We start from the raw sequence: 24,862 nt of genomic DNA, 5'->3' as shown, positions 1-24,862 counted from the left end.
GACTACACCACCTGGCTCACCCACGCCGGCTACACCACCATCACCACCCACCCCACCAACACCCCCGCCACCCTCCTCATCGCCCGATAAACCCCACACACACCACAACCGGATAGCGCTCCGTACGCATACAGCCCGGCTCCCGGGAATGGCGAGCGGGTGCTTTTCCCTGCCCGGGAGAACGTGGGACTGCTAGCCTGCTCTGCGCTCAGCCACTGGTCCCGCACCATCAACTGCGCAAAGGAGTCCGGTGTCATGAAGGTGAACAAGTTCGCGTTCAAGGGCGTCGCCGTGATGACGGGCATCGTGTGCGCGTCGACCACGGTTCTGTCGGGTTCCGCCTCGGCCGCGACGCAGTTTCCGTCCGGAAACGGGGACGGAATCAGGGTGGACTGGAGCGGTCAATGGGTGAATGCCAATCGTCTCGAAGACATCACCCTGCAACTGTGCGACGCAACGCCGACGGACAAGAACCAGGCGTCGGCCGTGCTCCAGGGATACGTCAACGGAAAAATCCGAGTCGCGCCCACGGTGTTCCGGGTACCGATCGGCGACAAGGCCTGCTACGAATGGCGGAACGTCTTCCTCACCTACTTCCAGGACGGCGAAACCCTGGCATACGCACGCGTCCAGATCTACGGCTCCCAGGCCCCGACGGAGAGCTGGTTCACCAGGTGGGTCATCAACCCGTTCTGGGGCGCGTGACGAACGTTCCGCACGGCTCGACCACGGGAGGCACGCATGCGTATGCGAAAACCGGCACTGATGATGTGCGGCGTCCTCGGCGCCGCCCTCATGACCGCGACCACGTCCCAGGCGGCGACACGCGCCCCGGCTCCCTCGGAGTCGGCGGGAACCTGCCAGATCACGGCATGGGGGCACGTGGTCCCCGTGGTCTGCCGTGACCAGGCATATCTGAACGCGGACTGGACGGGTGACGGCATCAGGGACGAAGTCTTCTTCATCAGCCCGCCGAACAACTACGTCTACCGCATCTCCGGCAGCAGCAACGGGCCCGTCCGGGTGAGCAACGGAGTCGCCTGGACCATGGTCGGCACTCAGATCCGGGCCTCCGGATACCACCGGGTCTACGCCGCCACCGCCGGAGGCACGCAGATCTACGCGCAGCAGGAGGGCTCCACCTGGACCCCCTGGTACCGCTACGTGCCCTGACCGAGAGCCCCCGCACGGACCCTAGCCCCGCGCCGAGACCCGGTGGGCCCGGACGACCAGCGCGTGCACGGCCCAGGCCGGCAACGTGCCCACGGCGGCCACCGCGAGAGCCAGGTGCAGATGGGCCGCACCGGGAAGCGGGGCACAGGGGCCCGGGGCGAGGCAGCCTATGGCCCTCACCAGTACGCCCCAGGCCCACATGCCGAGCAGACCGGAGCCGAACGCGGCCAGCCCGCCCCGGGCCAGCGGGAGAGGCGCGTAACCGCCACCCGCCCACCACGCCGCCACCACCTGACCCGCGACCAGCACCCCCACCGTCGCCCACTCGGGGGCCGGAACACCGACCCACACCACCAGCACGGCCGACACCGCCGACGCCAGCGCCGTCGGCACGCCGAACCGCACAAGGGGACCCGGCGGCGGTCCCGGCGGACCGAAGCCGGTGAAGGTGTGCCGGGCACCGGGACGCCACGACACGTACTGCCCCACCAGCGGCACCACCACGGCCGTCAGGATCACCGGCACCATCAGCGGCACGACCCGGGTGAACACCAGCACAGCCGCACCACCCACGAACACCACCGCACCCGGCAGCGACGGCGCGATGAACACCGCCGCGTACAGCGTCATCGCCGGGAGCGTCAACAGGAAGGCCGCCACCGGCAGCACACCCACCACACCCACCACGAGAACCGTCCACAACACCCACCGCGGACGACGGCTACGGGCCAGGACCGGCCCCCACGCCCCGGCGACCAGCACCAGCCACCGTACGAGCGCCCAACCGCACAGCCCCGTCAGCACGAGATACGGCACGGCCAGCGACGCCCCTCGCCCGCCCACGCTCGCCAGGCTGAAGGCCTCCGACGGGGACAACAGCCGGAACACGCCCAGCCCCAGGCCCAGACCGAGCCCCGCCCGCCGCAGCCGCGCCGGGGTGAGGGAGCCCGGGGCGTGTGCCACCGCCTGCCACAGCACCGTCCCCGCCGCGCCCACCACCAGGCTCCCGGACAGGACCGTCGCGACGAGCTCCGTCACCGGCCCGGCCTGGCTGCCGCCGCCGATCGGCCCCAGCTGCACCATGTCGTAGAGGAAGGCGCCCGCCGCGCCGACCGCCCACAAGTCCCAGAAGCCGGGCTCGTACAGGACCCCGCGGTCGGCCAGCGCCCGCGCCCTCCGGGCGAGCGGTGGATGCACCCTCAGCAGGCCGTGCCCGCCGCCCTTGGCGTCCGACTCGGCCGGAAGAGCACCGAACAGCCTCCGCAGACCGTCCGCCGAACCCTCCCACTCCACCACCCGCGCGTCGGCGTACAGCTCCCGACTGCGCAGCACCGCGTTCTTGAGCAGCGTCACCAGTACGGCGAGCAGCAGGACCTGGACGGCGAACGCCAGGACGGAACCCGCGAGGGCGGGCCCGAGAAGCAGGGAGGCCGGAGCCCCGACGGCGGTCAGGGTCCCCAGTACGGGCATGCTCGCCCGCCACAGGATCAGTGTCAGGAAGGCGATGTCCAGGTCTCGGTTCCGGATGTGCGCCAGTTCGTGGAGGACGATGCTCCGGAACGATTCCCGGTCGAGCGAGTACAGGGTGAGCAGCCCGCCGCTCAGGGCCACTCTGCGGCGTCCGAGGTGCCCGAAGGCCAGAGCGTGGACGGCCGGGTTCAGCGGTTCGGCGAGGAAGACGACCCGTGCGCGTATGCCCGACGCGCCGAGCAGGCCGGCCAGATACGCGGACAGTTCGGGCATGCCGGTGAGCGGGCGGTAGCCGCGCCGCCGGGCACGGTGCCGGGGCAGGCCGACGTAGGCACCGAGGAGGGTCAGCAGCAGACCGGCCGAGACACCGGCGGTGACCAGTCGGCTCGCGTCGGCGCGCGGGTCCCGGCAGTCGCCCATGTCGAGCTCGGTCGGGATGCGGATGTCCGTGGCGGAGCCTCGTTGGCGGGCCGCCTCCTCCGTCGCCCGGGCGTAGCAGTCGCCGTACTCCAGCACCTCCTCCCAGCGCACCGCGGACAGCAGGACCGATGAGGTGCCGTTCACCAGCAGGGCCGACACGGCGGCCATCGCGGCGATGAGCAGCGCGAAGCGTACGGAGGTGCCGGAGGGCAGCGTGAACGGTCCCGGTCGGCCGCGCGCCGCCGGTGCCGCGGCCCACCGCTTCATCGACCGCCCCCGGCCGGTCCTTCCCCGCGAGCCCCTTCCCCGCCCTGCTCCTCCCCGCCCCGGTCGCCGGCGTCCGGCCTCTCCCGGGACAGCGTGGCGAGTTCCGCGACGATCCCGTCCGCGATCGCCCACGCCTGCTCCTCGGGCACCCGCCACCGGAGTGCCGCCCGCAGCGCCACCTCACGCAGCAGGGTCAGCTGTTCGGCGGTCAGCCGCTCCGCCTCCGCGGGCGTGGCGGCCGGTTCCTCAGTCGGTTCCTCGGTCGCGCCCTCGGTCGGTACGAGGGCGCGTCGCAGGCGACGGCGGCGGAACAGCCTCGGCAGCAGCCGGTTCCGGGTGGTGTCCACCGCGTCCGCGGTGGACTGCTGCGCGATGTGGTCGAGGACCTGGACCGCGGCGGAGAGCGCGGCCGTACTGATGAGCGCGGCGACCACGTCGAGACCTATCCCCAGCGGCTCGTCGCGGTGGGCCGGCCACAGCCGGTCCTTCGCGGGCGACGCGTGGAAGGCCTCGGCCGTCATCCGGAACTGGGGCAGTTCGTGCGGTGCCGCCGCGTCCACCGCGCGGCGCGCCAGCCGGGTCGCCGTCCCGATGTCGTAGCGTCCCCCGTCCCTGTCCCCGCCCCCGTACTCGTATCCGCGCATGTGATCAGACGCCTCCCCCACCATCCGACACTTTCGCCAACTCACCATGATGCCAGTGCAGTTGGAGGAGACACGAGAGCGATTCAGGGCTCTCCGAGCCGGCCGGGGTCACAGCAATCGGTCGACCAGCCCGTCGATGTAGTCCGGGGTGAGCGGGACCATGCCGAACAGGACGCGGATGTACATCGGGGCCAGGATGTGGTCCAGCACGTCGAGCGCGTCGAGTGCGCGCTCGCCGCGTTCGTGGGCGCGATCGAGCATGGACTGCAGTTGCCGGGTGCGTTCGGCGCGGAGCTCGTCGCCGGCCTGCAGGCCCTGCTGACCGTTGCTCGACAGGGCGACGGCCAGGCGGACCACCGCCAGACCGTCGGGTCCGGTGATTTCGCGGGCCACTTGGGCCGCGTAGGTGCGCAGGTCGCCGGCCAGGCTTCCGGTGTCGGGCATCGGCGACTGTGCGTTGAGGCGGGTGAGCGTCACGTCGGTGAGGAGGGTTTCCAGGTTGCCCCACCGGCGGTAGATGCTGCTGTCGGCCACGCCTGCGCGGGCGGCGACCTCGCCGACGGTGAAGCTGCCGTAGCCGCGTTCACTGATCAGCTCGGTGACGGCCTGGTGCACCTGCGCGCCGACGCGGGCGCTGCGCCCGCCGGGCCGTCGGGCTTGCTGTCGCTCGTTCATGCCCTCCACCTTAACGCAGTTATGACTTGCGTTTACGGGGCGACCCTCCCTACAGTCTCCAAACGCAGTCGTCGACTGCTTTAGAGCGCTCAGGTGCATCACCACCCGCGTCGGCCGTGGCCGGGCGCGACCGACGATGGAGGAATCCACATGACTGCTTCACATACGGCCTTAGGCGGTCGATCGAACCGGGCCGTGCTGCTCACGGTGACCTGCCTGGGCCAGTTCATGGTCCTGCTCGACAACACGATCGTCGGAGCGGCGCTGCCCGATATGCAGCACCGGCTGCACACCGAGTTGACCGGTCTGCAATGGATCGTCGACGCGTACGTGCTGCTGGTCGCCATGCTGCTGCTGTCCGGCGGCATCTTCGCCGACCGGTTCGGCCGCAAGCGGGTGTACCTGACCGGCGTCGCGGTGTTCACCGCCGCGTCGGTGCTGTGCAGCCTCGCGCCCTCGCTCGGCTGGCTGGTCGCCGGCCGGGTGCTGCAGGGCATCGGGGCCGCGGCGCTGAGCCCTGCCTCGCTGGCCCTGCTCGCCGCCGCCCATCCCGTACCGCAAGAACGGATCAAGGCGATCGGGCTGTGGGCCGGACTCAGCGGAATCGGCCTGGCCGCGGGCCCTGTGGCCGGCGGCGTGCTGACGGACGCCTTCGGCTGGCCCGCCATCTTCCTGGTCAATCTGCCCATCGGCGTGGTCCTTCTGGTGCTCGGTCTGCGCAGCCTCGAAGAGGCCCGCAATCCGAGCGCCTCCGCGATCGACGTCCCGGGGACGGTGCTGTCCGTTCTGGGAGTGGGGGCGCTGACCTACGGGCTGATCGAGGGGGGCGCCCGCGGCTGGACGTCGCCGGTGATCCTGGGAAGCTTCGCCGCCGCGGCGGTCCTCCTCGCCGTCTTCGTCGCCGTCGAAGCGCGTCGCTCCGCACCGATGCTGCCGCTGCGGCTGTTCCGGCAGCGTCTGTTCACCGTGTCCAACACCGCGATGGTCGTGGTGGGGTTCGCGCTCATGGGCTCGTCGTTCTTCTTCTCCCAGTTCTTCGTGTACGTCCAGGGCAGCTCGATCCTGCGCGCCGGCCTGCAGACCCTCCCCACCACCCTCGCCATGGTGATCGTCAGCCCGTACGCGGGCCGGCTCGCCGCCCGGTACGGCTTCCGCATCGTGGTCACCACCGGCCTGGCACTGGCCGGCCTGGGACTGCTTGCGCTCGGCATGGTGCACGCCGACACCGGCTACGGGAACGTGTGGTGGCGGCTGGGAGTCGTCGGCATCGGCTTCGCCCTGACCATGTCCCCGCTGACGGGAGCCGCCATCCAGGCGGTCGGCCCGCAGGAGGGCGGACTCGCATCAGGCATCAGCAGCACCACCCGGCAGATCGGTGCGGTGCTCGGCGTGGCGGTGCTCGGAGCCGTCGTCCGCACCCGGCAATCCGGCGGCGCCTCCTTCGAGACCGGCCTCGACAGCGCCTTCACCGCGGCCGGCGCCATCACCTTGGCCACGGCCGTGTTCACCGGCCTGTGGCTGGCGAGGTCCAAGCCCTCGGAAGACTCCGCGACACCGCGACGTTCCCCCGCCCCAGGCGCGGTCACCACCTCGAACGAGGCGAACGAGGCATCCGCGAACAGCCGTTGACGGCGACACCGGCCTCATCCGGACGAACTGCTCACGGCCGAACAAGAACAGGTCGGCGCGGACGTCGCCGGTCTCGGTCCGACCCCGAGAACGCCTGAGGTCCCACCGCGTCGACCGCATCAGGGCCCTGCCCCGGTTGGCGCCCGGGCCCGGACCGTGCGCGACTTCGGCATCATCCCGCCACCCCGTCACCCCGTCACCCCGTCACCCCGCAGTCGAGCGGCTGCGGCGCGCCGCCTGGTGGGACTGGCCCGCCGAACACGCCCGCACCCTCATGGCCGGAACCCCGGCCGACATCGCACGCGTCGCCACCGAGCACGGCCTGGGGAGGCTCTTGTGAGCTGGATGTCCGTCGAAGAGCACACGGTGACCGACAGCGCGGCCGGACCCTACGCCCTCACCACGGGCCCGGACGGCGCGCTGCGGTTCACCCTCGTCCACAGCGGCCGGATCGGCCGGATCGTCCCCGGCGAGAAGCCGACGAGCCACCGGCTCGACCCCGCCTGCGGGCCGACCGTCATCACCCCCGGCCCGGACGGCGCCCTGTGGACCGCACTGGAGACCGGCGCGCTCACCCGCATCGCTCCGTCGGGTAGCACTGCCTGACCGGCCCCCTCCCCCTTCACATGCCATCAGCAGCGGTCGCGCGCGCGGCACTCGGATCCGCCCGAACGACACGGGACCGTCCCGACGACACAGGGCCCGGCCGACGAAACGGCCCCGCCGGGTCTCCGGCGGGGCCGTTCTGCGTGCTCGTCAGCGGGTCATCGTTTCAGCGGGTGAACTCAGGCTTGAGCCAGAGGCCGCTGAGGCCGCCGTCGGTGTCCACTCCGATCACGGTTCCCTCTGCGAATGCGAGGGCCTGGTGGGTGGGGACGCCGGCTGTCACCTGTAGCCAGCCGGTGCGGGCGTCGAGCGTGAGGGCGTAGTTTCCGGTGTTCACGCGGACGGCGATGCCGGGGAGGGTGTCGAGTCCGGTGACCGTGACGGCGCCCCTGGGATGGGGCGGGGGGGTTACGGTGCCGGAGCGCCAGGCTTCGCGGGGGGCGTAGCCCGAGGCGAACAGGAGCTTTCCCGTGGGGAGGTGGACGGTGAGGTCCACCGGGCCGACCGAGATCTCGGTGCGGTCCTGGCCGCCGCCCTGGAGGTGTGCGAGCGGGGTGGCCTCCTCGTAGAAGAGGGAGAGTTCGTCCTCGATGTAGAGGAGCTTGCCCGGTGTGGGGTCCTGCTGTCGGTCGAAGTGGAAGATCACTGGTTCACCAGCCCCTGAACTGGAAGTGCAGGATTTTTCGGGTCTTGTAGTTGACGACCAGTTCGTAGGATCCGCGACGGCCGTTGAAGGAGCCCCGCGTGTTCCAGGCGATGGCGTTGCGGGCGCCTCGCGGGTCGCGCATCGCGCGGCCCCTGGTGACGTTGCGCAGGTGGTGGGCGGAGTGCATGTAGGGCCTGCTGTACCGGTGTCCCCACGAGGTGCGGGTGTATGTGTACTTGTGGATCTTACGCCGTACCCGCCAGCCCCGGTACGCCATCTTGGCGCCGCGGTAGATCTTGCCGCAGTAGCGGAAGCAGGCCATGCCCAGTCGTGCCACGCCGAGGACCAGCGGGACCCAGCGGCCGTCGGTGTCGTACTTGTTGACCGGGTCGGCGAACCCGTACTCGTAGGCGTTGGCCGATCCCCCGCGCACCGGGTCCGTCTGGAGGAAGCGGCCCGTGGCCGGGTTGTACAGGCGTACGCCCATCAGGGTGAGGCCGGTGACGGTCTCGGTGGAGCGCTGCTTGGCGCCGAGCCAGTTGTACCGGGCGGCGGTCCGGCCCGCCCGGGGGTTGCCGTACTCGTCGCTGTCGAGCGCCACGGGGGCGCTGGACGTGTCCAGCGGCAGTTGGAGGGCCACGTCGCCGTGGATGGTGGTGAGCTGGAGGACGGTGTCGCCGGTCTTGCCCGTGGTGGCGGCGAGGTCGCCGGTGGTGGATTCGACCATGCGGGTCAGGTCGCCGGTGGCGGTGTCCTCCACGATCCAGCGGGGGGCGTCGCCGTCGCCGTCGTAGTGGTTGGTCTTGGAGCCGGTCCGGGTCCAGGTGCTGCCGCTGCCGGTCTCGGTCCTGAAGGAGCGGAAGCGCAGGGCGGCGTCGAGCTGCCAGGTCTGCCGCGTGCCGTTCGCGGTCTGCTGGTGGGCCAGGTCGTTGGCGTAGTAGCCGATCGTTCCGTCGCCCGGCACCGAGGTGGTGCGGCCGAACGCGTCGTAGGCGTACCCGGCGTCGACGATGCGGTCCGCGCTGTCGTAGGTGTGGCTGGTGGTGGCGCCTCCGGTGGTGGGGCAGTCCGCTCCGGGGCCGCCGGCCGCGGAGGTGAGCGTCTTGCGGTTGGCGCGCGCGTCGAAGGTGTACGCGCGCTTGGTGCAGACCGTGTCGGCGGTGTCCTCGACGGTGGTCAGGCGGCCGGCGGCGTCGTAGTCGTACTCCTGGCCGGACCATCCGGCGTGGCTGGTGACCTGTCCGTGCACGGACTCGGTGACGGTGTCGGAGTAGACGGACGTACCGTCGCTGTCGCGGGTGTAGCTGCGCTTCAGCGGGGCACCGGTGGGGTCCTCGCTCAGGGTGAGGGTGTAGCCGCCGGGGAGCTTCTCCGTGGCGACGGAACCGTCGGCGTCGTAGGTGGTCTGGAAGACGCCGGCGACGGAGTCGGTGGTCTTCGTGGCCAGGCCGCGCGGCTCGGCCGCGTGGTCATAGGTGTAGGTGGTGGTCGACGGCGCGTTGTCGGTGACCTTCACCTGCCGGTCCAGCAGGTCGTAGTCGGTGGTGGTGACGCCGCCGTCGGCGTCCGTGTAGGACGTCTGGCGGCCGAGCTTGTCGTACGCCCTGGTGAGGGTTCCGCCCGTCGGGGAGACCGTCCTGACCACGCGCCCGGTCACCGGGTCGTACTCGGTCGTCACCTCGGGCACGGCCTGTCCGGTGCCGCCGGTGACGGCGACCTTGGTGGGACGGCCGGCGTTGTCGTGGGTGGTCGTGGTGGTGCGGGTGACGCCGTTGGCGGTCTCGGTGACTTTCGCCGGGGCGCCCCACCCGTTGTATTCGGTGGTGGTGGTCGGCAGCTGTGCCGGGTTGCCTCCGCCGCCCGTGATCGCGCCGCCCGGTGCGGTGGAGCAGACCAGGTCGGCCCATTCGGGGCGGCCCTGGCAGGTGCCGGTGCCGGTGGCGGACCAGTAGGTGGTGACGAGCGTGTTCGCGGAGGTCGCGGTTCCCCCGGGGAGGATCAGCGCGGTCTCACGGCCCTGCGTGTCGTACTGCTTGGTGGTGGTCAGCGCCAGTCCGCCGGGGTCGACGATCGTGCTGACCGGCAGGCCCTTGGCCCAGTCGAACGTGGACTGGGTGACGCGGGTCTCGCCGTGGACGCCGGGGTGTTCGCGGACCTGGGCGCCGTTGGTGATGCGGGTGACCTGGTCCTTGACCTTGGCGGTGCCGTCGGTGGGCCGGCCCGCGTCGTACTCGTTGACCGTCCAGGACCGTGCGGTGACGGACGTGCCCGCCGCGACCAGTGTGGTGGTGCCCGACTTCAGGTCGGCGGTCAGCTCGATCCGGCGGAGCGGGCCGAACTTCTCCAGCTCGCGGACGCCGCTTTCGTCGTGGACGGACTTGGTCGACAGGAGTTCGGCGCGTTCCGCACCGGTCAGCTTGCCGATGCCGAGGTCGGCCCGGACGGCCTGGTCGGCGGCGGTGGTGCCGACGGCGACGGCCCGGTTGGCGGCCGAGAGCTCTCGGACGGTGTTGCCGAAGCGGTCGTACTCCGTGGTGGAGACGTGCCCGCCGGGGGTGGCCGTGTTGACGGAGCGCCCCGAGACTCCCATGTACGTGATGTTGGCGCGCGCGTAGGAAGCGGCGGTCAGGCCCGCTCCCGTGTGGGAGGCGGGTGCGGAGTCGGCCGGGAAGACGGCGGCCGCGTCGGTGGGGGCGTCGAGCTGCCCCCAGGCCTTCACGTCCGCGGCGCCCATTCGGTACGGGGCGGTGGTGCCCGTCAGCGGTACGTCGTAGACGACGCTGGTGGCGGCGGTGCCCTGTTCGACGTCCTTGGTGCCCTGCTGCAGGCCGGAGCGGGAGGCCTTGAGGAGCATGCCCGGGCCGGCGGTGGCGGCGTCGCCGGCCTGGCCGTACGTGAAGGACCAGGGCAGTTCGCCCGCGGGGGTCAGGCCGGTGACCCGGCCGGCGGAGTCGTAGCCGTAGCGCGTGGCGGTGGCGTATCCGAGCTGCGGGTTCCACGTCTCGCTGAGGCGGCCCGCCTCGTCGTACAGGTACGACTGGATCGGCTTGGCCGTCGCCGCCGCGGCGCCGGGCTCGGTGGACCAGAGACGGATCTCCTTCACCTGGCCGGCGAAGTCGCCGGAGGCGGAGGCGGTGGCGGTGGTGGAGGCCCCGTAGACGAACTCCAGGGCGCGGCAGCCCTTGGTGGACGGCGTGGCGGTGCACGTGGCGGCCGACACCGCCGAGGTGGGGGCGATGATCCGCTTGGGGCGGGCCAGCTTCGCGGTGCCCGCGGTCACCGTCTCGGAGACCACGGTGGTCGTGGAGCCGCCGACCCCGTCCTGCAGCGACGAGGAGACCTGCCAGGTGGTGGCCGCCGCGTCGGGCTTGGTGAACTGCGTGACGGTGCCCTCGGTGTCCGTCAGGGTGAAGGCCCCGGTGACACTACCTGTCAGCGTCAGGCCCTCCGCGCCCGGCTCGGCGATCCAGCCGGTCTTCGCCGCGTTCGCGGTGAAGTGCGTCTCCTCGCCTTCGGAGTCGACGACCGCGACGGCGGTGTCGGAGGTCCTGCGGAGGTGGGAGTAGTCGGACTCGGTCAGCTCGGCGACCGTGCCGGAGACCCACTCCTTGCCGAAGATCGCGGCCTGGCCCTCCTGCTTGGCCCCCTTGTCGGGGGTGCGGGAGGACGCCGTGCGGGAGACGGAGAGGTCGAACGCGGAGGCTTCCGTGGCCGACAGGGTGTAGTCACCGGTGAGCAGGTTGACCGAGCCGGGTCCGACCTCGTCGGACGCGGCGCCCTGGGCGTTGCGGTCGACGATGACGGTCAGGGGCTGGGTGGCGCCGGCGGCGAGGTTCGGACCGGTGAGGTCGGCCTTGATCTGGACCGTGCCGTCCGGGTCGACCGTGTCGGTGGCGTTCCACACCAGCGGGGCGTTCCGGCCGCCAGTCATGGGGACGGGCCAGGCGGTCAGCGCGGTGCCGCCGGCGGTGACGTCGCCGGCCGGGATCCGTACCCACGGGTCGGCCGCGGAGCGCCGCCAGGAGAACGAGACGCTGTCGTACGTGGTGCCGTCGGCCTCGGCGACCAGCGCCAGACGGCGCGCCGTGCGCTCGCCCGCGGCGGGCTGGACGAAGCCGCCCGGACCGGCGTGGAAGGTGTACTCGATCGCCTCGGACTTGTTGTCCGCCTTGTCCACCGAGCGGACCTGGAGGACGTGGGTGCCGTCCTTGGGCGGGGTGACGGAGAGGGCCTTGGCTCCGGCGGCGCCGCCGGTGGACACCTTGGTCCAGGTCACTCCGTCGAGGGACCATTCGAGCCAGTTGTGGTCGGCGGCGGGCGGGGTCACGGTGAAGGTGCCCGCCTGGCCCGCGCCCTTGACCCACGCGTTCGCCGGGTAGTCCGTCGACATGATCCCGGTGGGGGCGGAGGGGGCGGAGGTGTCGACCGTGAACGTCTTCTCCGCGGACCATCCCAGGTTGTAGTGGGTGCCGTCGTAGGGCGAGGTGCGGAAGCGGTACGTCTTGCCGTTGGCCAGCACGCCCGCCGGGACCGTCACCGGGGCCGGCTGCCCGGAGGGCACGAACGCCGACCGCAGTACCTCGCCGACCTGCGCGCCGGTGGCGTTGTCGAAGATCTGGAACGCGCCCTGGACCTTGTCGCCGTTCGCGTCGACGAACGTGTCGCGCAGCGTCGGCGTGACCGTGTTGACGACGTAGGAGCCGCCGTAGGAGAAGAACGGGGCGCCCGCCTCCTGCTTGGTGCCCGTGCGGGGACGGTAGTTGTAGGTCACCGTCAGCTTGGGCGGGTTGGATGCGGCGTCGGCCGAGTTGACCCGCTTCCACTCCTTGGTGTCGTTCTCGTCGGTGGCCCGCAGGCCCATGCCCGCGTGGCCCCACTTGTTGTTGGACCAGTGCTGGACGAGGTCCTTGACGTCGGCGGTGATCCAGCCGTCGGCGGCGCAGGCCGTGTTCCCCTTGGTCTGGGTGGAGGTGGCCATCTTGGTCACCATGGCCGGCCGGTTCGTCCAGCGGGAGGCGGTGGAGGCGTTGTTGGCCGTCCACACCTCCCAGGGCTGGGCGGTGCAGTCGGTGTTGCCGGAGTGGAAGTTCCACAGGCTGAGCGTGGCGCTCGAGATCAGGGCGTCGGAGACCGGCGCGGTGTTCCAGGTGATGTACGACTGCGCGAGGCGGTAGGTGCCGTCGGCGTTCTTCGTGCCGGGGTTGCCGAAGTCGAGCTCGACGTCGTTGGACCAGTCGACGGTCTCGCCCTGCTGGACGTAGGTGTCGAAGACGCTGCTCAGGGTCGAGGTCGAGGGGTCGACCGTCACCGGGTACGTGGTCTGCGGATCGGCGAGGAACTCCGCGTCCGGGGTGATGACCAGGTCGACGCCGTCTTCGGTCCTGACGACCTTCATGGCGACCCGGGCCCGGCGCGTGTGCTCGCCGGAGACCTTGTCCACGGTCGCGTCCCACATGACCGGGGCCGGCATCGTGGCGGTCTTCTTCGACTTCTCGTCGGTGAAGAGGACGCTGCCGTCGGCCTGCTGAGCGACCTTCAGGCCCTTGGTCTTCAGCGGGAGGGTGTACGAGAAGCCCGCCGCGGGCCTGGTCTTCACCTCGACGAACTGCTCGAAGCCGGTACGCGTGGCCTCGACGACCACGTCCGCGCCGGGGACGGCGTTCACGTAGGTCGCGCGGGTGCCGTCGATCTCGGGCCTGGGCAGGCCGCCGCGCCACTGCAGGGTGATCTGCTGGTCGCCCTCGCCGAGGGTCACCAGGTCGGTGGCCGGGGCGGCCTGGGCCGCCTTCAGCGAAGGAGCCTTCGCGCCGGACCTGCCCGCCAGCCTCAGGCCCCGGGGGTGGGCCTTGGACTCGACGGAGCCGTCGGGCCGGGCGGCCAGTTCGACGTCGACGTCGCGCCACTCGCCGGTCGCGGGGTCGCGGAAGCGGATCGGGCCGCCGGCGATCTCGGACGTGAGCGAACCGTCCTTGTTCACCCACGTCGTCGACGTCTCCGTACGCTCCGACAGCGCCTCGACCCGCTGGCCCGACAGCCGCGCCGCCACCCGTGCCGACGGGATGTCAGCGGCCTGGGTGGCCGCCGGCTTCTCCACCTCGGCGGGCGCCGCCGAGACCTCGTTCTCCGCCGCCATGGCAGAGCTTGCGCCGTCGAGCAGCGTGACGGACAGGGCCAGGGCGACACTGCCCGCGATGCAGCGCAGGCTTCCCCCGGTCCAGGGCCGGCCGCGCTCCTCGGGCGCGGGTATGTGAACCGTCATATCTCCTCGGTCTCTTACGAACTTTCACACCGCGTACGTACGGTGCAAAGCGAAGATAACGAGTCATGAATCATCCAAAACTGACCCAAGATCAATTAAAGGAACGGTCAAGTTCTGGTAAATTCAGTGATCTGCGACACAGCTCGAACGGGCGGGGCCCGATCAGTGCGGTGACGGTTGCGGGTTCAGGGCCTCGGCGACGGTGCAGCCGCCCTCTCCGGGCATGCGCTGGATCCGGGACGGCACCCACACCTCGGTGGCGCCGGGGGCCACGCGGGCGAGGAGGCAGTCCTGCGCGTCGAAGCCGTTGCCCCGTACCAGCAGGAGGACGCCGACCCGGCCGCCGTCCGCCTTCACCTCGGTACGGATGGCCGGATCCAGGTCCAGGGCCGCGAGCGCACGGCGCACCTCGGTCTCGTCCACCCGGCCTCCCGCAGCCACTCGGGGAAGTTTCGCGCGGAGCTCCCCGTACGGCAGTCGGGGCGGTTCGGGTGGCGGGGGAAAGGTCAGCGCCGGGCCGTCCGGGCAGTCCACCTCACGGGGATCCTCGTCCCACTCCGAGTCGGGTGACACCCGCACCGTGAAGCAGTGCCGCACGACGTACTGCTCGGGGAAGATCCATCCCTCGTACGCGAAGCCGGACGTGCGGACGACCACATCGATGCCGTCCCCGTCGTGCGTCGAGGAGCCCGTCACCCGCAGCACCTCGACCCCGTCGATGAGGGAAGCGGAGCGCCCCACCTCCTCCGCCGTGCGCGGACGCTGACTGTACAGCCGCTGCCCCGCCCTCTTGGCCACTTCCCGGGTGGCGGCCGTCCCCTCGTCCTCGGAGAAATGCACCACCCCGTAGCCGATGGCGAACAACAACAGCGGGGCGAACACCAGTGATCGACGCATGCCGCCACCCTTACGACACCGCGCCCGACGGGCAACCGCGCGCGTACTCGGACCGGCCCAGGCGATCGTACTCAGACGGCCCTGACTCCCGGAGGACTCTGCGAGCAGGTCGATCGAGCGCCTCAGTGCGTCAACTCAGTTACATGGATGACGGGTTGACAGGTACGTCCGGATGGCGACCCCGGTGGTCGGCTACTCTCGGCGCTCGTCATCATCGAGGGCGGGGAGCAGGCGCATGTGGGACCTCGAGGAAGGCGACCCGGCGGAGATCGGGTCGTTCCGGCTCGTGGCGCGGCTGGGGCGCGGCGGCATGGGCACGGTCTACCTCGCCACGCGGGAGGGGAAGGACGGCCATGTCGCCGTCAAGACGATCCGGAACGAGTACGCGCAGGAGGAGGGTTTCCGGCGCCGGTTCGCCCGGGAGGCGACGGCGGCGAGTGCGGTCAGGAGCCCGCACACGGTACGTGTCGTCGGCTTCGACACCCAGGCGCGCGAGCCGTGGCTCGCCACCGAGTACGTGGACGGGCCGTCGCTCCGGGACCACGTCCGGAGCCACGGGCCCCTGGCGTTGCCTGCCGCCGTGGACCTCGCCCTCGGCCTCTCCTTCGGCCTCGCCTCCATCCACAAGGCCGGCCTCGTGCACCGCGACCTCAAACCCGGGAACGTCCTGCTGACGGAGAACGGCCCGAAGATCATCGACTTCGGGCTCGCGTACGCCACCGACTTCAGCCACGCCACGCACACCGGAGCGGTGCTCGGCACCCCCGGTTACTTCTCCCCGGAGCAGGTGCAGGCGAGACCGGTCAGCGCGGCCTCGGACATCTTCGCGCTCGGCGCCGTCCTCACCTTCGCCGCCTCCGGCGACCACGCCTTCCGGGGCGTCACCCCCCTCACCGCCCAGTACCACGTCGTCCACGAGGAACCGCAGCTGGACGAAGTCCCCGGAGAGCTGCGGGAGATGATCGCCGCCTGCATGCACAAGGATCCATGGGAACGACCGCCTCTGAGTGCCCTGCTCTCCCATCTGACATCGCTGCGCGCCTACGGCTACAAGAAGACGGCAGCCAGTCTCCGTCGGCCCTTGCCGGCGGACGGGGAGGGAACCGGAACCCACACGGACGCGCCCACCGCGGTTCCCTCCAGGGCCGGTCGGGGCCGGTGGACCGTTCTGACCGTGTCGGTCGCGGCCTCGGTCGCCCTCGGGGTGGCGATCGGCCCCTGGCTCCTGCCCGGATACGGCAGAACGACCGCGGTGGCCGCGGACGCCTCGGCCACCGCGCCGACAGCCGGTCCGGCGGCCTCGTCCCCCACGCCACCGCTCGAAGAACCGACGATCACTCCTTCACCCGGCGCGACGGACGGTGAACCACTGGAAGAAACGACCACCGACCCCTACATCGAGACACTTCTCAGCTCGCTCACCTACAACCCCGTCCGAGCCAGGTGCGCGGTCGAGGGCGATGGCATGACCGACGAAGGCATGGTGGTGTCGAATACCACCGACTACAGGATCTCCGTGAACTCACTGGCGTACGGGGGCAGGATCCTTCCGCGGGCCGTGATCACAGTCGGCGGCTTCTCCCTCTCGACGACGGACGAGCCCGTGGTCGTTCACCTCAAGCTCCCCAAGGGAGAAGACGTGACGATCCCGGTACCGGAGGGGAAGAAGGAATGGTCCTTCCGGTGGCCTGACGTCCTGAAGACGGCAGAACTGTCGGAACCGTACGAGACGAGGGAGCCGGTGACTCTTCTGGGGTCGTACACGATCACGGTCGTCCATGGATCCGTCCGGGCGTGCGACGGGTTCGAGGGCGACCCCCTGGACGCGATGTCCCAGCTTTCCTGACCCGACTGCGGCCCGTGGAGCGGAAGCCTCGAAGCCGCTCGACGGGTCGCCACTGGACTGGGACAAGTCGCTTGATACAAAGCCGACTTGGAAGCACCGACTACCGGTCGGCCGCCCGGATCTTGTGGCGGCACAAGACCCTGGTGTGGTTACCTGCCTTCATGACCGTGATCGCGCTCTGCCGCCACGTCGTCGCCCATGCGTGTCCCGCCACCGCGTGTCGGTCCGCCGCGAGCTGACATCCCGCTCCGGAGCCTCACCCCCCAGGGAGAGCCATGCATCACCCCGCCGACACAGCCGACCAACAGACCGTTCGATCAACGCGGTTACCGAACAAGCCGAGGACCGTCGTCATCACCGGAGGTACGGACGGCATCGGGCGGGCCCTTGCCGAGGAGCGGCTCGAACGGGGCGACACCGTCGTCGTCATCGGCCGCACACCGCGGAAGGGCGAGGCCTTCCTGGAGCGTGCCCGCTCGCTCGGTGCGGCGGACCGCGCGCGCTTCATCCGTGCGGACCTCGGTCTACTGGCCGACAACCGGCGCGTCCTCGACGAGGTGCGCGCCGTGTTCCCGGTCGTCGACGTGCTCGTGTTCTGCGCCCGTTTCTACCGTTCGGACCGGGCCGAGACCGCCGAGGGCATCGAGGACGTGTTCGCCCACTTCTATCTGAGCCGCTATCTCCTGGGCCACGGCCTGGCCGGGCAGTTGGGGCGGTCCGAGCGGCCCGTCGTCGTCAATGTGGCCGGGCCCGGTGCCGGTCTCGAGCTGATCCACTGGGACGACCTGGAGTTCCGGAACGCGTACCACGGGGGCGCGGCCCTCGGCCAGGCCGGGAAGCTCAACGACCTGCTGGGGGTCTCCTCCGCGGCGCGGTACGCCGACATCGGCCTGCGCTATGTGCTCGTCCACCCGGGCCCGACCGTGACCGGCCTCGTCGGGCAGTACGACGCGGAGACACAGCGGTACATCGACGCGCAGCAGCTCACCGCCAAGCCCGTCGCCGAGGCGCTCGGTCCGATCGTCGCGGCGATCGACGCCCCTCCGCGGCAGTCGCTGAGCGCGTTCGTCGAGGGGCGTGAGATCGACGTACGGGGCGAGGGCTTCGACCCGGAGGCGGCACGTCGGCTGGAGGAGCTGACTGAGGCGTTCCTCAAGGACCTCAAGGACCTCAAGGGCCGATAGCGGGCGCCCACAGCCCCAGCCCCCGGCCTCAGCACTTGGCCGGGGCGTCGGCTCCGTAGGCGCGCAGGAAGGTGTCGACCGCGGGGCCGCAGGGGCGCAGCCGCCCGGAGATCGTCGGCCGGGCCTGGCTCAGGGCGCGCGCTCGACACCCACGTCAGCGCTGCGGTCGAAGATCGGCGCTCCTGGTCTCGTCGTCACGGTGCGCGGAGTCGGCTTCCGGTTCGGCGAGGGGTGGGGATGCTTCGGCACCGCGGCGGCCGGCCGTCACGGCCACCAGTGCCGCGACGAGGGAGCACAGTCCGCCGGCGACGAAAGTGGCCCGTGCCCCGGCGTGTTCGGCGACGCGTCCCATGAGGAGCGCGCCGAGCGGTGTCGATCCCTGCAGGATGAGGGTGTAGAGGCCGAGCACCCGGCCGCGGTAGCGCGGGTCGCTGCCCAACTGGATGCGGTGGTTGGCGGCCTGGGCGAAGTGCGTCGTCGTGAGGCCGGTGACGAACAGCAGGGCGGCCGCGGTCCCGTAGGTGGGCGCCCACCCGACGGCCGTCTCCGCGACACCGAACGCCGCCGCGGAGACGATCACCAGGCGCTGCGCGGGTCGGTCGCGGCGCAGCGTGCCCGCGAAAGCGGCGACGAGCGAGCCCGTCGCGAAGGCCGCGGTGACCAGGCCGAACGTGGCGGCGTCGGAATGGAACACGGTCTTCGCCAACAGCGGCAGGGTCAGCTGGAAGTTCATGCCGAAGACGGCGACCGCCGCGACGAGCGCCAGCGGCACCAGCACGTCGGGGCGGCGCGCCACGTACCGCAGCCCGTCCCCGACCCTCGCCCGGTCCCGTCCCGGTGCCGCCCCGCGCAGCCGGGTCGGATCCATCAGCCGCAGCGCCGCCACGGTCGCCAGATAGCTCACGCCGTTGACGAGCATCACCCAGCCCGTGCCGAGGAAACCGATGAGGAGTCCCGCGCCGGCCGGCCCCACGATCCGGGCCACGTTGAAGTACGCGGCACTCAACGCCGAGGCGTTGGGCAGCAGTTCGGCTCCCACGAGTTCGCCCACGAAGGACATGCGGGCCGGGATCTCGACCGCGTTCACCAGTCCGAGCGCCAGCGCGAACCCGTACACGCTCCACAGCCGTACCGCGCCGGTGAGCACCAGCGTGCCGAGTACGAGCGCGAGGACGCCCGAGACCAGGTTGGCGACCGTCAGCAGCCGACGCTTGTCGAACCGGTCCGCGAGCCTGCCGCCGTACAGGGTGAGCAGCAGCACCGGGGCGAACTGCAGGGCGGTGACGGTGCTCAGCGCGGTGCCGGAGTCGCCGGTCATGCCGAGGACCAGCCAGTCCTGGGCCACGACCATCATCCAGGTGCCCATGGCCGAGACGATCTGGCCGATGACGAAGAGGCGGAAGTTGCGCACGCGCAGGGAGGCGAAGGCCCGGGCGGTGGCCGATGTCGTCATGAGGTGACACCCGTCCCGGCGTCGGCGGCGGCTTTCCGCAGCCGTACGGATTCCTCCAGGAAGGCCAGCGCCCGCAGGTGATAGGTCCTGGCGGCCAGGCCGAGGCTGATGTTGTGCCCGGCGTCCGGCAGCCGCTCCACGAGGACGCGGGGTGCCGCGGGGAACAGGGAGGCGAGTTCGGCCAGGTCCTCGTCGGTGTGCCCCCACCATGCCTCGTACTCGGCGAAGGTCAGCCGCACCGGTACCCGCACGCGGGGCAGCACCTCCGCGCTCAGCCGCGGCCAGTGCGCGACGCCTTCGGCCTCGCGGGGCGGCATCGCCGTCACGATGTCCGCGCTCGCCCGCACGGCGCCTGGCGGATACAGGCGCGACGGACCCCAGTTGAGCCGTCGTCCGCGCAGTCCGTGCAGTGCCCGCGCCCCGTCCAGGTCGACGGCGGGGCGCCGGCCGCAGCCGGACACGTCCACGGCAACGACGGGCAACGGTCCCGGCTCCGCGGCCAGCCGCAGGGCGAGTTTGCCGCCGTACGAGTGCCCGAGCAGCAGGAGACCCGCGCCCCGGTCGCCGTCCGCCGTGAAGGCGGCGAGCGCCGAACGGACCGTCGCCGCCTGCTCGTCGAGGGTCCGTCCGTGCGGGAAGCGGTCGGCCGACCGGCCGTATCCGGGCCGGTCGAGAGCGAGCACGGTGAACCCGAGCCGGGAGCCGAGGGCGAGCAGCGACAGATCGGGGTGGGCCGGGCTGTCGAAGTACCCGGCCCCCATGCCGCCGCCGTGCAGGGCGACGACCGTGGCGCGCGGGCGCTGCCCCACCGGTTCCGCCAGCAGTCCGGACAGCGGGGTGTCCCCGCCGCCGAGCGTGACCGGCCGCCCGCTGCCCCGGTCGGTTCCCGTGGCGCCGGCTTCGCGCCCGTCGGCCCGGGTCATGCGGCCGGCCCGGTCGACAGGGCACGCGGCGCGATCCGGCGGCCTTCCGGACCGCGCCGGGCCACGGCCATGGCGTGCCGACCGTCGCCGGGCAGGTCGTGCGCCGGCCGTCCGGTGGGCACGCCGGCCACGCCCGGACGCCCGCCCGGGTAGACGTGGCCGAACCCGTGGGCCGGTCCGGTGCCGAGCCCCTTGAGGCGGGCCTCCTTGCGCACCCCTACCGCCGGCATCGGCCTCGACCCCGGCTCGCGCACGGTCAGGACGTGCGTCTCCCCCACGCCCACGGTCACCACGTCACGCACCCGTACCTCCCACTAGCCCCCACCGCACCAGCGTCGCCGTCGCGGACCCCCTCTTCAACACCCGCCAGTTCACATCACCGCGCTCAACGACAGGTGGATCTCAAGTGGATGCGGGCGAGGTCGGAGAACGTCAGGGGAACGTCAGGTCCCGGGCGGGATGTACAGGATCTCGTCAGCGCCCGTGTGGACGGTCCCGGCGGGAGGCGTACGCCGCGCCCACCTCCGCCAGTCCCTCCAGGCCGCCGTCGGCGCCACCGCCTCCGTCCACGCGGGCGAGCAGGAGCACCCGGGCCGGCGCGCCGGCGGCTGCGTACGCGGCGAGCCGGTGGTGACCGTCGAGCACCGCGCCCACCAGCCACCGCTCCTCGTGGCGGGCCTCCACGTACCGGTCGTCGATCCAGCCGAGGACCACGGCGGCGGGCCGCTTTCCCGCCTCGATGGCGGCCGTGTGCCGGGTGACGGCCGCCGGGTCGAGCGCCTGCGGCGGCTGCGAGGGCAGGAGGGCGCCGTACGTGAACGGCACCCGGCCGCCCGGGACGGGCGCGGTGAGCTGGAAGTGCGGGACGCCGGGCCAGTGGTCCTCGGGGCGGTCCTCAGCGTACTCGGAGTCGTCGCCGTCCTCCTCCGCCCGGGCCGCCACGCGGCGGTACCACCACGACCGGGCCGGCTCGGACACGCGCTCCAGCGGGAGGTCGAGCAGGAGGGCGCGGTAGTGACCGGTCTCCAACTCGCCCAGCACAGGGCTCCATTCGGCGAGCAGCGCGGTGTCGAGCCGGTCCAGGTCGGCCAGTCGCCCGCGCATGCCGGCCGCGAGCCGGGTCGCCTCGCCGTCCGGCCAGCCCAGCAGCGTCAGGCCCAGCTCGCACGTGTCGCACGACGAGCCGACCCGGTACAGCGGTTTCCCGTCGAACGTCAGGGACCGGTCCCAGCGCGGCCAGGAGGAGCCGGGCGACGGCGGGTCGTAGGCGACCCGGATCCGGCCCGCGCCTCCGTCGACGGAGAACCGGGCCCGCGCGCCGGACTCGACGACCAGGTCCCGCACCACCGCGGGCTCGCGCCCGGTCCGTCCGTCGGCCCAGGCGGCGCGCACGGCCGCCGCGTACTCCGCCCCGCGCGCCCGCTCCGGCAGGAGCGGGTCGCGTCCGGTCAGCTGTACGAGCGCGTGATGGACGTCGTACACCCGCTCCTCACCGCTCTCGGCCAGCCATCGAAGCAGGTACGGCACGGCGGCGGGATCGTCCATCAGCTCCAGGGCGACGGCGAACGCGACGTGGTCGAGCCCGGTCACCTCGGACAGCCCGCCGGCGATCGGGGCCGTCCACTCACGGGCGCCGAGACGCCCCAGCGCGAGCGCGGCGCGGCCACGCACGGCGGGCTCCTCAAGGAGGGCGCCGAGACCCGGGGCGAAGGACGGGTCCCCGGAGAGTCCCATGGCATCGACGAGTTCGGGCGCGGGCGGGCCGTCGGCGCGAATACCGCTCCTCCCGGATGCCGGGTCCGCCTCCCCGTACGTACGCAGCAGCTCCGCGGGCAGCCGTAGCTCGCGTGCCACGGCGGTCCTCAGCAGGTCCCGGCGCTCGTCGGCGGCGAACGCGGGCTCGGCGAGCAGCCGCAGCAGCACCTCGTCGCCCGTCCCCCCGAGTATCCGGAGGAGCCAGGTCAGGTAGGGGCGGAAGGCGGCCCGGCCCCCGTCCGTGTCCGCCCGGTACAGCTCCTCGACCGCCTCTGCGAGACCGCCGGGCCGGTCGGTGTTCAGCGCGTACAGTGCGGTCCACGGATCGTCGGCGCACAGAGCGGCGTGCAGACGTACCCGGACGGTGTCGTGATCCCCCATGCGGACAGTATCGGCCACGGGCGGGAGGCGGCGGCGGTCCCGTGCGGAGCATCGACGTGCCGACGCGCACGGGTGAGGCGTAGGTGTCGGAGACCTCGATGCCGGGGTTCAGGCCAGCCCCGCCGCAAGGGCCCGGCGGACGGCGTCGGCGCGGTCCTGGATGTCCGCCTTGGCGAACAGGTTGTTGATGTGGGTTTTGACCGTGGCCTCGCTGATGAAGAGCTTTTCGGCGATGGCCCGGTTCGGCAGGCCCTGGCCGATGAGGGTGAGGACTTCCCGTTCGCGGCGCGTGAGGTCCTCGGGCAGTGGCTGGGGGGACGCTGACGCGCGGGTGCGGGCGGCGGCCAGGAGGCGGTTCTGCACCTCGTGGTCGAGTACGGACTGTCCTGCGGCGGCGGCCCGGATCGCGCGGATGATGTCCTGACGCCCCGCGTTCTTCGTCAGGTATCCGCGCGCGCCGGCGCCCAGCGCGGCCATGATCGATTCGTCGTCGGCGAAGGTGGTCAGTACGACCACGGCGGTCCGCGGATGTTCCTCGTTCAGCCGACGGGTGGCCTCGATGCCGTCCATGACGGGCATGCGCAGGTCCATCAGGACGACGTCCACCGGCGCCTCGGCGAGGGCGGCGAGCACTTCGGTGCCGTTCGCCGCGGCGGCGACGACCTCGATGTCCTCCGACAGATCGAGCACCGCGGCCAGGGGCTCGCGCACGGCGGCCTGGTCGTCGGCGACGACGACCCTCAGCCGATGCGGTTCCTCGGTCGGCCCGTTCATCCGGGAATCACCGCCTCCACCTGCCAGCCTCCCTGGTCCGGCCCGAGCGTGACCGGGCCCGCGGTGAGCGTACCGCCCAGCAGAGCGACGCGTTCGCGCATTCCCACCAGCCCCATCCCGCTGCCCGCGTCTCCGGGCGCCACGCGGCTCGCGGGTCCGTTGCGGACCCTCAGCCTGGTCGACGCCTCCTCGAAGACCAGCTCCACAGCGACCCTGCCGCCCGGAGCGTGCCGCGCCGCGTTGGTCAGCGCCTCCTGTGCGATGCGCAACAGGTTCTGGGTCGCCTTCGCGGGCAGCTCACGGACGGTTCCCGTCACGCTGAGGGCGTCCCGGTGCCCGGAGGACCCGATCATCGCGGTCAGGCTCTCCACCAGCGGAAGGGCGTTCTCGCGCAATGCGTGCACCGTCCACTGGGCCTGCTTCAGGCTCTCCCGTACCAGGCTGTGCGCCTTGCTGTTCGCCTCGCGCACCTTCTCCAGGTCCCCGGTGTCGATCAGGGCGTCCACCAGCTCCAGCTGCATGTTGATTCCGGCGAGCGAGTGCGCCAGCACATCGTGGACGTCCCGGGCGATGCGGCCGCGTTCGGTGAGCACGGCGGCCTGTGCCTCCGCCCGCGCGGCCCGCTCGGCGGACCGGGCGGACTGCACCATCGCCTCCACAGCGGTCTGCTTGCTCCGGCTGAGGATCCCGGCCACCACCGGGGCACCCGTGATCAGGCCGAACGTCCACGGCAGCGTTTCGTGGCCGGGGCCGAGCCGGAAGTAGAGCACCGCGCCGCACAGCAGGCTGGACACAGCGGCAAGGACGAGCGCCTGCCGGGGAGGAAAGCGGAAGCCGATATGGCCGGTGAGGAAGAACGCGAACAGGTATCCGGCCCCGCTGCTGCTCAGCCCGATCAGAGCCGCGGCCGCGACGACGCCGCAGGCCATCCAGAGCAGAGTGGCCCGAGGTGCGAAGCCGAGCGGCAGATGCCGGCTCAGCAGGGCGAGGGAACAGATCGTGAGCAGGACGGCGACGGCAAGACCACGGCCGGTGACGCCCAGCGGCCTGACCGTCACGAATCCGATCACGATGATCAGCAGAGTGACGGCCACCCGGACGCGGCCCTGCCAGGGGAACACGGCCCGCGGACCGGACTCCCTTTCGGGGGCCGGTCCGGGGGCGGAGACCTTCTCTGACTCGGACACGGCGCGACGATACCCGTGATCAGGACGTCCGGCCGACCGTCGCCGTACCGCGTCCGCCTGCCGCCTCTGGCTGCGGCTCGCGGGTCGCCGTCCGGCTGCGGACGTAGATCGTCGCCAGGCGCGCCACCACCTCGGCGAGCGCCATCAGCACGAACGCGGCGACCCACGCCTGCTCGCTGGTGATGCGGTGAGCGGCGCTGAACCGCGCCACGTCATCGGCACCGCCGCTGTAGCCGACCCACAGCTGGAATGCCATGCGGGTGCCCATGCCCAGGACCCACAAGCAAGCGGAGGCCACACCGGCCTTGATGTAGAGCTGCCCTCCTCGACTGCGGATCCGGGTGCAGACACCGGCCGCGATGCCGAGCCCCGCGCCGAACGTGACCAGCGCGGCGATCAGCACCAGGTCGTTGCCGTCGGTGGGCACGGTGTCCAGGTACCTGTACGCCACGAAGGCCACGACCCCCAGGGGGATCAGATAGGACGTGCGATCCAGGCGGCTCTCCCGCAGCTGTCGGAAGACGACGAGAAGGAGGGCGAGGTCGGTGATCCAGTCGATCGTTGTCATGCCTCAAGCCTGCTGATTCAGGCCCGTGCGCACCTGCACCCACGGGTGGAGGTACGGGTGGACATCCACCGCCCCGCCGGCCTCCACCCCGCATGGGGGGCGGCT

General features: G+C 71.7%; 19 protein-coding genes. 6 read left to right on the top strand and 13 right to left on the bottom strand.

Going from position 1 to position 24,862, the window contains the following annotated elements:
* Window positions 1-255 precede the first annotated feature (255 nt).
* Both ACH4TP_RS39540 and ACH4TP_RS39535 read left to right on the top strand, forming a co-directional pair.
* Window positions 256-705: a hypothetical protein gene (locus ACH4TP_RS39540; RefSeq protein WP_389234722.1), complete on the top strand. Its 450-nt coding sequence runs from the start codon at window positions 256-258 to the stop codon at window positions 703-705.
* Between the two features lie 36 nt (window positions 706-741).
* Window positions 742-1,173: a hypothetical protein gene (locus tag ACH4TP_RS39535; protein ID WP_389234719.1), complete on the top strand. Its 432-nt coding sequence runs from the start codon at window positions 742-744 to the stop codon at window positions 1,171-1,173.
* 21 nt (window positions 1,174-1,194) lie between these two features.
* On the opposite strand, the gene ACH4TP_RS39530 is transcribed toward ACH4TP_RS39535, so the two are convergent.
* The 3 genes from ACH4TP_RS39530 to ACH4TP_RS39520 all read right to left on the bottom strand — a co-directional run bounded on the left by ACH4TP_RS39530 (window position 1,195) and on the right by ACH4TP_RS39520 (window position 4,649).
* The gene (locus ACH4TP_RS39530) at window positions 1,195-3,330 is read right to left on the bottom strand and encodes a M48 family metalloprotease (protein ID WP_398440631.1); all 2,136 of its coding nucleotides are present in this window, start codon (window positions 3,328-3,330) and stop codon (window positions 1,195-1,197) included.
* Window positions 3,327-3,974: a hypothetical protein gene (locus tag ACH4TP_RS39525; RefSeq protein ID WP_398440630.1), complete on the bottom strand. Its 648-nt coding sequence runs from the start codon at window positions 3,972-3,974 to the stop codon at window positions 3,327-3,329. The genes ACH4TP_RS39530 and ACH4TP_RS39525 overlap by 4 nt, the downstream gene beginning before the upstream one ends.
* A gap of 108 nt (window positions 3,975-4,082) precedes the next feature.
* On the bottom strand, window positions 4,083-4,649 hold the full coding sequence (locus ACH4TP_RS39520; RefSeq protein ID WP_398440629.1) for a TetR/AcrR family transcriptional regulator: 567 nt from the start codon (window positions 4,647-4,649) through the stop codon (window positions 4,083-4,085).
* Between the two features lie 150 nt (window positions 4,650-4,799).
* Here ACH4TP_RS39520 and ACH4TP_RS39515 point away from each other — a divergent pair, with 150 nt between their 5' ends.
* Both ACH4TP_RS39515 and ACH4TP_RS39510 read left to right on the top strand, forming a co-directional pair.
* Window positions 4,800-6,278 (top strand): MFS transporter, encoded by a 1,479-nt coding sequence (locus tag ACH4TP_RS39515; protein WP_398440628.1) that lies wholly within the window; start codon window positions 4,800-4,802, stop codon window positions 6,276-6,278.
* Between the two features lie 345 nt (window positions 6,279-6,623).
* Window positions 6,624-6,884: a hypothetical protein gene (locus ACH4TP_RS39510; protein WP_398440627.1), complete on the top strand. Its 261-nt coding sequence runs from the start codon at window positions 6,624-6,626 to the stop codon at window positions 6,882-6,884.
* A 166-nt stretch (window positions 6,885-7,050) separates the two neighbouring features.
* Here the strand turns inward: ACH4TP_RS39510 and ACH4TP_RS39505 are convergent, their stop codons facing one another.
* From ACH4TP_RS39505 to ACH4TP_RS39495, 3 genes are all read right to left on the bottom strand, one after another.
* A complete protein-coding gene (locus ACH4TP_RS39505; RefSeq protein WP_398440626.1) occupies window positions 7,051-7,530 on the bottom strand; it encodes a hypothetical protein in 480 nt (159 codons plus the stop codon).
* Between the two features lie 4 nt (window positions 7,531-7,534).
* Window positions 7,535-13,663, bottom strand: a complete 6,129-nt coding sequence (locus ACH4TP_RS39500) for a DNRLRE domain-containing protein (RefSeq protein WP_398440634.1) — start codon at window positions 13,661-13,663, stop codon at window positions 7,535-7,537.
* 288 nt (window positions 13,664-13,951) lie between these two features.
* On the bottom strand, window positions 13,952-14,686 hold the full coding sequence (locus ACH4TP_RS39495) for a translation initiation factor IF-2 (protein ID WP_398440625.1): 735 nt from the start codon (window positions 14,684-14,686) through the stop codon (window positions 13,952-13,954).
* 235 nt (window positions 14,687-14,921) lie between these two features.
* On the opposite strand from ACH4TP_RS39495, the gene ACH4TP_RS39490 reads away from it, so the two are divergent.
* Both ACH4TP_RS39490 and ACH4TP_RS39485 read left to right on the top strand, forming a co-directional pair.
* Window positions 14,922-16,532, top strand: coding sequence for a serine/threonine-protein kinase (locus ACH4TP_RS39490; RefSeq protein WP_398440624.1), 1,611 nt, complete (start codon window positions 14,922-14,924; stop codon window positions 16,530-16,532).
* A 275-nt stretch (window positions 16,533-16,807) separates the two neighbouring features.
* Window positions 16,808-17,716: an SDR family NAD(P)-dependent oxidoreductase gene (locus ACH4TP_RS39485; protein WP_398440623.1), complete on the top strand. Its 909-nt coding sequence runs from the start codon at window positions 16,808-16,810 to the stop codon at window positions 17,714-17,716.
* A 154-nt stretch (window positions 17,717-17,870) separates the two neighbouring features.
* Here the strand turns inward: ACH4TP_RS39485 and ACH4TP_RS39480 are convergent, their stop codons facing one another.
* The 7 genes from ACH4TP_RS39480 to ACH4TP_RS39450 form a co-directional block, all read right to left on the bottom strand.
* On the bottom strand, window positions 17,871-19,169 hold the full coding sequence (locus ACH4TP_RS39480) for an MFS transporter (protein ID WP_398440622.1): 1,299 nt from the start codon (window positions 19,167-19,169) through the stop codon (window positions 17,871-17,873).
* Window positions 19,166-20,092, bottom strand: a complete 927-nt coding sequence (locus ACH4TP_RS39475; protein ID WP_398440621.1) for an alpha/beta hydrolase — start codon at window positions 20,090-20,092, stop codon at window positions 19,166-19,168. Before ACH4TP_RS39475 ends, ACH4TP_RS39480 begins: the two co-directional genes overlap by 4 nt.
* Complete coding sequence (locus ACH4TP_RS39470; protein ID WP_398190460.1) at window positions 20,089-20,394, bottom strand: hypothetical protein; 306 nt, start codon at window positions 20,392-20,394, stop codon at window positions 20,089-20,091. The genes ACH4TP_RS39475 and ACH4TP_RS39470 overlap by 4 nt, the downstream gene beginning before the upstream one ends.
* Before the next feature lie 172 nt (window positions 20,395-20,566).
* Window positions 20,567-22,228, bottom strand: a complete 1,662-nt coding sequence (locus ACH4TP_RS39465; protein WP_398440620.1) for a HEAT repeat domain-containing protein — start codon at window positions 22,226-22,228, stop codon at window positions 20,567-20,569.
* Window positions 22,229-22,336: 108 nt separating this feature from the next.
* Window positions 22,337-23,002 (bottom strand): response regulator, encoded by a 666-nt coding sequence (locus ACH4TP_RS39460; protein WP_398190455.1) that lies wholly within the window; start codon window positions 23,000-23,002, stop codon window positions 22,337-22,339.
* Complete coding sequence (locus ACH4TP_RS39455) at window positions 22,999-24,189, bottom strand: histidine kinase (protein ID WP_398440619.1); 1,191 nt, start codon at window positions 24,187-24,189, stop codon at window positions 22,999-23,001. The genes ACH4TP_RS39460 and ACH4TP_RS39455 overlap by 4 nt, the downstream gene beginning before the upstream one ends.
* A 19-nt stretch (window positions 24,190-24,208) precedes the next feature.
* Window positions 24,209-24,757: a hypothetical protein gene (locus tag ACH4TP_RS39450; RefSeq protein ID WP_398440618.1), complete on the bottom strand. Its 549-nt coding sequence runs from the start codon at window positions 24,755-24,757 to the stop codon at window positions 24,209-24,211.
* Window positions 24,758-24,862: the final 105 nt, after the last annotated feature.

It is taken from the genome of Streptomyces sp. NPDC021012 (assembly GCF_044333355.1).
Taxonomy (GTDB): domain Bacteria; phylum Actinomycetota; class Actinomycetes; order Streptomycetales; family Streptomycetaceae; genus Streptomyces.
The sequence above is the reverse complement of the archived record's forward strand: the minus strand, read 5'-3'. Positions and strand labels throughout refer to the sequence as shown.